Below are 10,618 nucleotides of genomic sequence, written 5' to 3' on the forward strand. Positions count from 1 at the left end.
TCTTTATTACAAGTTACAGATAACTTGTGTTGAAAATGTCGAGTTTGCTGATTAACGAATTTCTTGGATTCTAGCAGCTTTACCACGTAAACTACGTAAGTAGTATAATTTAGCACGACGTACTTTACCGCGACGTTTAACTTCGATTTTTTCGATTTTTGGAGTGTGTAATGGGAATGTTCTTTCCACACCTACACCTGAAGAAATTTTACGAACTGTGAAAGTTTCAGAAATTCCTCCACCACGGCGTTTAATTACAACACCTTCGAAGACTTGGATACGTTCACGTGAACCCTCTACGATACGAACGTGTACACGTAAAGTGTCACCAGAACGGAAAGTAGGTAAGTCAGTACGTAATTGTGATTTAGTTACTGCTTCGATTAACTTATGATTACTCATTATAAATTCTCTCCTTCAACCTATGTTCTTGCCTAGACAAATGTATAGCAGCGGATCATAGTGATTTTAGTGTTTTTTCACACTTAAATTATGTTAGCATAACGCTAATTGTTTTTCAATTGCTTTTTATATGTTTCTAAAATTTCTTTATCATTATTAGTAAGCTCATATTTTTCTAATAAATCTGGACGTTTCTCATAAGTACGAATTAATTTCTGTTTATGTCGCCACTCCTCAATATGTGCATGATTTCCGGATAATAAGACATCCGGCACTTTCATTTCTTTATATTCTCTTGGTCTTGTATATTGTGGAAATTCTAATAATCCATCTGAAAATGAATCATCTTGATGAGAAGCTTCATTACCTAAAACCCCTGGAATAAGACGAACAATCGCATCAGTCATAGTCATTGCAGGCAATTCTCCACCTGTAAGCACATAATCTCCCATAGAAATTTCATCAGTAACAAGATGCTCTCTGATACGTTCATCGTACCCTTCATAATGACCACAAATAAATACAATATGTTGGGCTTCACTCAACTCCTGCGCGATCTCTTGAGTGAAAGGCCGACCTTGAGGACACATCAATATCACACGTGTATTTTCATCTCTTTTCAAATCTTGCATAGCATTAAAAACAGGTTCAGGTTTTAACACCATTCCTTGACCTCCACCAAATGGATAGTCATCAACCTGATTATGTTTGTTAACTGAATAATCTCGAAAATTAATAGTATTTACGTCAATAATCTCTTTATCTTGAGCTCGCTTTAAAATTGAATGGTTTAAAACGCCCTCAAACATCTCTGGAAACAACGTTAAATAATCGATTTTCATTAATCTAGCAATCCTTCCATAGGCGTAATTCTAATTGATTTCCCTTCCACATCAATGTCTTTTACAACATCTTCAATATAAGGAATGAGATATTCTTTATCACCTTTAACGACCCACACATCATTTGCGCCTGTTTCGAAAATATTAATTACTCGTCCAATTGGCGTGTTGTTATCATCAAAAACTGTGCAACCGATAATATCAGAATAGTAATATTCATGTTCATCTAATTCGATATCCTCATGGTCACGTTCTTGATACAAATAATCCCCTTTTAGATGTTCAATGTCGTTAATATTATTAATTCCTTCAAACTTCAACATGTGAAATCCCTTATGTATACGGTAAGAAGCTATAGTATATTGGATATCGTTATTATTATGTTTAACAATTAAATTTTCGCCAGGTTGAAATCGCGTTGCAGTGAAATCTGAGTTTGATTTTACTTTAACTTCGCCTTTAATACCATGCGTATTTACGATTTGGCCTACTTCTACTTCCATCTAACGCCCCTCCTAGTCGATTGATCTCTAGTTTTTTTCGAAAATGAATCAAATATATTCTAACATGTTAGTGTTGATTTATTAAAAAAGGACGCCATCATTGGCGTCCACAAACATAAGCTAATTATTTAGCATTTTTTTGTTCATCGAATTTTTTCAAAATACCTTCTCTTGATAAGATATTGTGAACTGTATCAGTTGGTTTAGCACCGTCATGTAACCATTTTAAAGCTAACTCTTCATCGATTTTAACTTCTGGTGCATTAACGTGTGCTGGATTATAAGTACCTAATTGCTCGATGATACGACCATCACGTGGTGAACGTGCATCTGCAACTACGATACGATAGAATGGGTTTCTTTTAGAACCTAAACGTGTTAAACGAATTTTAACTGCCATTTAAATTACTCTCCTTTATGTTTTATCATTTTATTTTCTACAAGAATAAATAATAACAGTTACACAAATGTTTGTAAAGACTTTTTTCTTTACCTAAAGCCCCACTTCTAAATTTATTTAGTTAGTGGGATTTACGCATGAACTTTAGTTCAGGTGTTCCTCTGATAGATTTATGAAATAAATCGTAGATTTGGTTATGGGTGCGAGACAGAATTCATAATGAATTCGTCTTCTCGCCCCCGCACAATTGATTAGGGCCTTAAAATTTTTAAGCCCAATCAATCACTGCGCTTTTGAGCCTTAGCTCAGGCGAACATCTAAAAATTTATTTAGTTAGTGGGACTTACGCATGAGCTTTAGCTCAAGCATTCAACACCAAAACAAAGCATCGAACAACCACTACAGCCGTTCGATGCTTTATCAAATAATATTAAAATGGTAAGTTCATACCTTTAAGCATATTTTGCATTTGGTTGCGTTTGGCTTTCTTACCTTTTCCGCCACCAGTAAATTGTTTCATCATTTTCTTCATATCATTAAATTGTTTCATTAAACGATTCACTTCTTGTAATGAACGACCTGAACCTTTAGCAATACGTTTCTTACGAGAAACATTTAATGTTTCAGGATTTGAACGTTCTTTCGGTGTCATTGATTGAATAATAGCTTTAATATGATCGATTTGCTTATCACTCATATTTAGCTTATCCAATCCTTTCATTTTGTTCATTCCAGGAATCATTTTCATAATATCATCTAATGGACCTAAATTTTTAACTTGGTCTAATTGCTCTAAGAAATCATCCAATGTGAATGAAGAGTCACGCATTTTCTTCTCTAAATCTTTAGCTTTCTCTTGGTCTACGTCTTGTTGAGCCTTTTCAATTAAGCTTAAAACGTCACCCATACCAAGGATACGAGAAGCCATACGTTCAGGATGGAATAACTCAAGGCCATCCAATTTCTCACTCATACCGACAAATTTAATCGGTTTCTGAGTTACAGAACGAATAGATAATGCTGCACCACCACGTGTATCACCATCGAGTTTAGTTAGTGTCACGCCTGATACATCTAATTGATCATCGAATGATTGCGCAACGTTCACAGCATCCTGACCAGTCATCGCGTCAACAACTAACATGATTTCATCAGGTTTAGAGATTTCTTTAACCTCTTGTAATTCGTTCATCAACGCTTCATCAATGTGTAGACGACCAGCAGTATCGATAATAACAAAATCTAAATGTTCTTCTTTAGCATGTTTTAATGCATTTTCAACAATTTGTTGAGGTGGTACTTGGTCACCTTCACTATAAACAGGTATGTCTATTTGTTTACCAACTGTTTGTAACTGATCAATCGCTGCTGGACGATAAATATCTCCTGCAACTAACATCGGCTTTTTGTTATATTTTTTACGCATTAATAAAGCTAATTTACCTGCAGTTGTTGTTTTACCTGCACCTTGTAAACCAACCATCATTACAACAGTTGGCGGTTTATTAGCCATTTTGATTGATGTATTTTCGCCACCCATCAAACTTGTAAGTTCTTCTTGTACAATTTTGATGACTTGTTGGCCAGGAGTTAAAGATTGCATTACATCAGAACCTAATGCACGATCTGACACTGTTTTCACAAATTCTTTAACTACTTTGAAGTTAACATCGGCTTCTAATAATGCAAGTCTTACTTCTCGCATCATTGTTTTGATATCCGCTTCAGTGACTTTCCCTTTACCACGCATCTTTTGCATCGTGGATTGCAAGCGTTCGGATAATCCTTCAAATGCCATAACTATTGCCCTCCTTTTTGAAAAATAATGACTACTCTAACTCTTCTAATTGTTTAATATATTGTTTAAGCAAATCAGGTTGATTAAGCGATTGTTTCATTAAGTTATAAATTTCTTGACGTTTTTCAAATCGTCGATATAAGCCTAATTTAGATTCATAGTCTTCTACTAAATCGCCAGTTCTTCTTATATTATCATAAACTGCCTGTCTACTCACTTCAAATGTATCAGCAATTTCACTTAGTGAATAATCTTGTAAATAGAATAATTCTAAGTAGTTTCTTTGCTTTTGAGTTAATAATGATTGATAAAAATCAAACAAATAATTCATTCTAAGTGTTTTAACTAAATCATTTTGGCCCATCTTGTGTACCTTCTTCAGTTTCGTTAGATGATTCCACTAATTCATCTGGAATATCTTCATTTTGTTCAATCATATCGGCAAATAAGCCATAAACGTAACTTTCAGGATTAAATGGTTGTAAGTCGTCTAATTTTTCTCCTAAACCAACGTATTTAACAGGAATGTGTAATTCGTTTCGAATGGCAAGAACGATACCACCTTTAGCAGTACCATCTAATTTAGTTAATACAATACCCGATACATTTGTAACTTCTTTAAATGAACGTGCTTGTGATAATGCGTTTTGTCCAGTAGTCGCATCTAAGCATAATAATGCCTCGTGAGGTGCATCTGGAATGGCTCTGCTAATCACACGTTTCATTTTATCTAACTCTTGCATTAAGTTAGATTTATTTTGTAAACGGCCAGCAGTATCACAAATTAAGATGTCTACACCTTTATTCTTCGCAGCATTAATAGCGTCATAAACGACAGCAGCAGGGTCAGAACCTTCGCTTTGACTCACAACTTCTACGCCTACACGTTCTCCCCAAACTTGTAACTGTTGAATTGCACCAGCTCTAAATGTATCACCAGCAGCTAACATAACTTTCTTACCTTCTTGTTGGTAACGATATGCTAATTTACCAATCGTCGTTGTTTTACCTACACCATTGACGCCTACCATTAAGATAACGTTTAACCTGCCATCTTCAATATTCATCGCTTCAGAATGTTCATCTTCTTGATGATAAATTTCTACGATTTTTTCAACAATAACTTCACGTAAGTCTTCAGTTTCTTGAATATTACGTCTTTGAGCTTCAGTACGTAATTCATCTGTTAATTTCATTACAGTATTAAATCCAACGTCTGCAGTAATTAACATTTCCTCTAGTGCTTCGAAGAAATCTTCATCGACCTTTCTGTAACGCGCAATTAAATTGTTTAATTGTTCTTGGAAATTTTGTCGAGATTTTTCTAAACCAGCTTTGAACTTGGCACCAATTTTTTGTGCTTCTATTTCTTCAAAGTCTTCAATAGATATTAAGCCATCTTCATCGAAATCTGCTTCACTCAGCTTTTTCGGCTTTTTCTTAGGTTTAGAATCTTCAGCTGTTTCATTCAAATTCAAGTCATCTGACTCAGTGGATGTATCAGAGTCACTAGATGCGTCTGATTCCACATCTTCGTTTAACTCTTTTTGAATATCGTTTTCACTTTTACCAGAAAATTTATCCTTTAAGCGTTTAAAAAAGCTCATGCTTGTTCCTCCTTCATAACCTCATCTATAGTATTTAGGTTAACGCTAACCAGTTTAGACACACCTGATTCTTGCATTGTCACACCATATAAACGATCTGAAAATTCCATCGTTCCTTTGCGATGCGTAATTACTATAAATTGTGTCTGCTCTGATAATTCATTTAAGTATTGTGCATAGCGAATAACATTTGCCTCATCAAGCGCAGCTTCTACCTCATCTAGTATAACAAATGGAGCAGAACGAACCTTTAGAATTGCAAATAATAATGCTATAGCACTTAAGGCGCGTTCCCCACCACTTAATAGAGAAAGGTGTTGAAGCTTCTTACCTGGAGGTTGAACAATGATATCCACTCCAGCAGCTAAGTAATCATCTTCAGTCAAACGTAACTCGGCTTGACCTCCACCAAACAACTGCTTAAATACGGTTGTGAAGTGCGACTGAACTGCATGGAATGTTTCTTTGAATCGCCCTTCTACCTCTCTATCCATTTCGTTTATAATTTGCTCTAATGTTTCTTTCGCTTCTCTTAAATCAGTACGTTGTTCATTTAGGAACGTATATCGTTCATTTAATTCCTCAAATTGTTCAATCGCATTTAAATTGACTGGTCCTAATTCATCAATCGACATTTTAGTCAATTTCACTTTTTTACGCAGGCTCTCAATCGGTTCGTCAGATTCATATAAAGTGCGTGCTCTTTCTACTGTAAGTTGATAAACGTCGTTGAGATGGTCAATTGCATGGTTAATAAGTACATCTAACTTCGATTGTTTCGCTTTAATATCTTGGTAATGATTTTCAATTGATAGAATATCTTGGTGACATTCTTGAAGTTGACTTTCATTACGCTCAATCGTCTCATTCAGTTCGATACGTTGTTGTTTAATGTCTGTAAGTTGATGGTTAAGACGATCTCGTTCTTCTTCTTGTTCTTGAATTTGAGATTTCAAGTTCTCAAAGGCTTGTTCGCCCATCATTTCATCCGAATTGAATAGTCTGATTTTCTCTTGAACATCTTTAATTTGCAGTTGTGTTGATTCATATTGTTTATCTAATCGCTCAATTGCTTGTTTTTGCGATTTAATTCTTTCTTTGACTACTGCTAAATCAGATTGCTTTTGATGGAGTTGTTGTTGAGTTTGCGTCGTTGATTCTTTTCCTTCTTTAGATAATTGAGTGTAACGCTCAATGTCACTTTCCAATTCACTCAATTGTTGCTGTATCTCTGAAAGTCGAGTTTGTTTTTGCGTTAACGTTTCTTTACTCTTATCACTTTGGTAACCATCATTTTTCTCGAATTCAAACTCTTCATGTTCATTTTTAAGGTGCGTTTCTTGCGTTCTTAATCGATCTAACTCAAGTTCATGATGGTGCACTTTTTCTTTTAATGTATTATATTGTTGACTCGCATCGAAATATTGTTCACTTAATTTTTCGGCTTTGTCTTTTTGCTCTTTAAAATGACGTTCAAATTCGGCAGTTTGTCGTTGATACGCTTCAAGTTGATGACGCATTGTCGATAATTCATCTTTTTGTGAGAGAATACTCTTCGTTTTACGAGCGCCACCACCTGTCATTGATCCTCCTGGATTCACGACATCTCCTTCTAACGTAACAATTCGAGTTCGATAGCGAATCGCTCTAGCTAAATCATTTGCATGTTTCAAATCATCCACAATAATAGTATTTCCTAATAAATTTTCAACGATACTTTGGTATTTAGATGAAACCTTCACAGCATCTGAAGCAATATTGATGAAACCATCTGTATTACGAGCAATATCTTTAATATCTGAAGCAATTTGACGTGGTTTGATAACATTCAATGGTAAAAATGTTGCTCTACCTAATCCACGTTGTTTTAAGTATTGGATGGCTTGTCGGCCATCTTTTTCACTATCCACAATCACGTGTTGGAGAGAGGCGCCTAAAGCTGTTTCAATTGCTTGTGTCATTTGCGATGGCACGTCGATAACCTCTGCTACCGCACCATGAATACCATTTAATTCATTATTTTTTGCTTTTAAAATATGTTTAACACCATTAAAGAAATACGTATAGTCTTCTTCTTGGGTAGCTAAACTGTCAATTCTAGATTTTAATTTTTCATTATAACGATACGCCTGATAAAGTTTATCTTCATATTCTGATTGAAGCTTTTTAGAAGCTGTTAATTCTTTTTCTAGACGATTGATTTGTTGTTCTGCTTCAGACATCTCTTTTTTAGACGCTTTGTAATTCTTTTCAGTTTCAGTGATATTATTCTGAATTTCTTTTAACTGATTAAATGCTTCAACTAATCTTGAATCTAATCGAGATTTCTTCGCTTCATTCTCATTTATCGTATGTTCCAAGAAACGAATATCATTATTAACGTCAGATTGCTCAGACATTAATGTATAATAATTATTTTTAATTTCTTCTAGCTTTTCATCATGTTGTTCATCAGAAACATAAAGGAGTGACTCTAAATCTTGTACTTCTTTATTTAATTGCTTTTGTTTATCCTTTAACTCACTAAGTATCTCTTCATTTTGACGTTTTTCTTCATCAATGGATTTAATATGTTCATTTAGATTCTCTAATTCTTCTTCATATCTTGCATTCGTTTCTGATTGGTTCTTTTTACGTTCTTCTAATACGTTCAACTTACCAGCAAGTTGTTCATATGTTTCTGTTGTCTTAACCAACTCATAGTTTAACTTTTCAATATCATGGTCAATCTGTTGACGTTCGCCTTTAAACTTTTGCAATAACTGGTTAATTTGCGCTTGTTGTGCCTCTTTATCCGCTTGTTGACTCTTTAACTCGTTCAAACGATTGTCTAATTGGCGATTATCTTCATTATATTGATCAATGTCGTGCACTGTGACAATAACATCGCTTTGTTCCATTTGTTTAGAAAGTTGTTGATACTCTTTTGCAATGGCAGCTTCTTCTTTTAATGGTTCTACACGACCTTCCAAATCATACAAAATATCTTCTACACGAGTTAAATTGTCCTCTGTGTGATCCAATTTATTGATTGATTCAGCTTTACGTTTTTTATATTTTAAAACCCCTGCTGATTCTTCAATAATTTGACGACGGTCAATCGGTTTCGCATTTAATATTTCGTCTACTCTGCCTTGAGAAATAATACTAAACGCTTCTTTTCCTAAACCTGAATCTAAAAATATTTCAATAATATCTTTCAAACGAGCACGGTCGTTATTCAAATAGTACTCACTTTCGCCACTTCTATATAAACGACGCGTAACCACTAACTCATCTGAATCAATCTGCAATTTCTTAGATTGGTTATCTAATTTTAATTTTACTTCAGCATAATTTTGAGCTTTTCTATGTTCTGCACCAGAAAATATAATATCTTCCATCTTAGCGCCACGTAATGATTTCGCAGATTGTTCACCTAGTACCCATTTAATTGCATCAGTAATATTACTTTTACCACTACCATTAGGTCCAACAATAGCTGTGACGCCCTTATCAAATTGGACATTCGTATGGTCGGCAAAAGACTTAAATCCTATGGCATCTATCGATTTCAAATAAACCATCTTATTCTCCTTATCCCGTTCCTGTTGAGTTTATCAGCACGACACACGTCATCTCTTCTTCTTTTCACTTATTATTTATTAAACGAAAGTTGAGATAATTAATGATGTCTCAGCTTCTCATTCTTTTTCATTGACTTATATGCTTGTTCTGCTGCCTTCTGTTCGGATTCTTTCTTCGTCTTTCCTTTACCTTCCGCAACTGCTTTATTTTCCAAAATAACTTCTGACGTAAATAATCTATGATGCGCCGGACCTTCTTCTTTAATTAAACGATAGGTTACATCGCCTTTATTCTGACGGTGCACAAACTCTTGAAATTGTGTTTTAAAGTCCACTACACCAACTAATTCATTATCTTCGACATATGGGAAAATGACTTTCTCAGCAAATGCCCATACAGTCTCTAAACCTTGATCTAAATATAAAGCACCTACAAATGCTTCGAAAGCATCTGAAATGAGTGAAGGTCTTGTTCTACCACCTGTTTTCTCTTCACCCTTACCTAATAAAATGAGCTCATTCAAATCAATTTTATTCGCAAATATTACAAGTGAGGGCTCACAAACAATTGTTGCACGCATCTTTGTCAGATTACCTTCTGGCAAATGAGGATGCTTATCAAACAAATAGCGTGAAACCGTCAATTCTAATACCGCATCACCTAAAAATTCTAAACGTTCATTATGATCTAATCTATTCATATTAAAATCATTAATAAAGCTCGAGTGTGAGAACGCTTGTTGATACAAATCGATATTATTAAAACTGAAACCCCACTCATTCATTTTATTAGTAAATGTTTGTTGGAAATCTTTGACCATGTCTATCTTTTTCTGGTTAGCCACTGTCTAACCTCCTTGTCCAAAAAATTAAATTTCAATATACCTTAATTTTACGTGAAAATAAAATAAAACTAAAGAAAAAATCTGAGCCGACGTGAGTGACGACTCAGATGTAAGTTTTATTATTTTTCCAAGCTATTGATGTACTTAACAGCATCACCAACAGTGTTGATTTTTTCAGCTTCTTCATCAGGAATTTCAGTACCAAATTCGTCTTCTAATTCCATTACTAATTCAGCGATATCAAGTGAGTCAGCGCCTAAATCATCTTTGAAAGATGCATCTTCAGTTACTTTATCAGCATCTACACCTAAACGGTCAACGATGATGTCTTTTACTTTATCGAAGTTTTCCACGTCGATTCACCTCCTTTAAAAGCGTCTATCCATAGACTACTATATTTTCCCATTTTAGATTCTAAAATACAAGTACAATTTTTAGAAACACTTAGCACTTTAGTGCTTAGTGTTTCTTATGCAGTTGTGCCAACAACTGTATACCATACTGCACTTTAGCGCTTATAAAGTATCACTTTCATTTCAATGATTAGTGATACTTACGCAATGGTACAACCATTGTGTTCATTTTAAAAAGGATTACAATAGGAAAAGCCTATTGTACAAGAACTACAAATTATTTTCTATAGAAAACAAAGGAG

10 protein-coding genes are annotated in these 10,618 nt (G+C 34.6%); all 10 read right to left on the reverse strand.

Going from position 1 to position 10,618, the window contains the following annotated elements:
• Nucleotides 1-51: 51 nt before the first annotated feature.
• The 10 genes from rplS to CD155_RS03280 all read right to left on the reverse strand — a co-directional run bounded on the left by rplS (nucleotide 52) and on the right by CD155_RS03280 (nucleotide 10,316).
• Nucleotides 52-402, reverse strand: a complete 351-nt coding sequence (gene rplS, locus CD155_RS03235; protein WP_002436293.1) for a 50S ribosomal protein L19 — start codon at nucleotides 400-402, stop codon at nucleotides 52-54.
• Nucleotides 403-506: 104 nt separating this feature from the next.
• Nucleotides 507-1,244, reverse strand: a complete 738-nt coding sequence (gene trmD, locus CD155_RS03240) for a tRNA (guanosine(37)-N1)-methyltransferase TrmD (RefSeq protein WP_103212501.1) — start codon at nucleotides 1,242-1,244, stop codon at nucleotides 507-509.
• The gene (rimM, locus tag CD155_RS03245; RefSeq protein WP_002442524.1) at nucleotides 1,244-1,747 is read right to left on the reverse strand and encodes a ribosome maturation factor RimM; all 504 of its coding nucleotides are present in this window, start codon (nucleotides 1,745-1,747) and stop codon (nucleotides 1,244-1,246) included. The genes trmD and rimM overlap by 1 nt, the downstream gene beginning before the upstream one ends.
• A 124-nt stretch (nucleotides 1,748-1,871) precedes the next feature.
• Entirely contained in the window at nucleotides 1,872-2,147 is a 276-nt protein-coding gene (rpsP, locus tag CD155_RS03250; RefSeq protein WP_002439483.1) for a 30S ribosomal protein S16, read from the reverse strand.
• A gap of 430 nt (nucleotides 2,148-2,577) precedes the next feature.
• Nucleotides 2,578-3,945: a signal recognition particle protein gene (gene ffh / locus CD155_RS03255; protein WP_002442522.1), complete on the reverse strand. Its 1,368-nt coding sequence runs from the start codon at nucleotides 3,943-3,945 to the stop codon at nucleotides 2,578-2,580.
• A gap of 31 nt (nucleotides 3,946-3,976) precedes the next feature.
• Nucleotides 3,977-4,309 (reverse strand): putative DNA-binding protein, encoded by a 333-nt coding sequence (locus CD155_RS03260; RefSeq protein WP_002442519.1) that lies wholly within the window; start codon nucleotides 4,307-4,309, stop codon nucleotides 3,977-3,979.
• Entirely contained in the window at nucleotides 4,296-5,552 is a 1,257-nt protein-coding gene (gene ftsY / locus CD155_RS03265; RefSeq protein WP_103212502.1) for a signal recognition particle-docking protein FtsY, read from the reverse strand. The genes CD155_RS03260 and ftsY overlap by 14 nt, the downstream gene beginning before the upstream one ends.
• Nucleotides 5,549-9,118 carry a chromosome segregation protein SMC gene (gene smc / locus CD155_RS03270; RefSeq protein WP_044466284.1) on the reverse strand — a complete coding sequence of 1,190 codons (3,570 nt, stop codon included), beginning with the start codon at nucleotides 9,116-9,118 and terminating at the stop codon, nucleotides 5,549-5,551. The genes ftsY and smc overlap by 4 nt, the downstream gene beginning before the upstream one ends.
• A gap of 98 nt (nucleotides 9,119-9,216) precedes the next feature.
• Nucleotides 9,217-9,963: a ribonuclease III gene (gene rnc, locus CD155_RS03275; RefSeq protein ID WP_002442511.1), complete on the reverse strand. Its 747-nt coding sequence runs from the start codon at nucleotides 9,961-9,963 to the stop codon at nucleotides 9,217-9,219.
• Between the two features lie 119 nt (nucleotides 9,964-10,082).
• Nucleotides 10,083-10,316, reverse strand: coding sequence for an acyl carrier protein (locus CD155_RS03280; RefSeq protein ID WP_001830184.1), 234 nt, complete (start codon nucleotides 10,314-10,316; stop codon nucleotides 10,083-10,085).
• Between the last annotated feature and the right edge of the window lie 302 nt (nucleotides 10,317-10,618).

This window comes from Staphylococcus caprae (genome assembly GCF_002902725.1).
GTDB classification, from domain to species: domain Bacteria; phylum Bacillota; class Bacilli; order Staphylococcales; family Staphylococcaceae; genus Staphylococcus; species Staphylococcus caprae.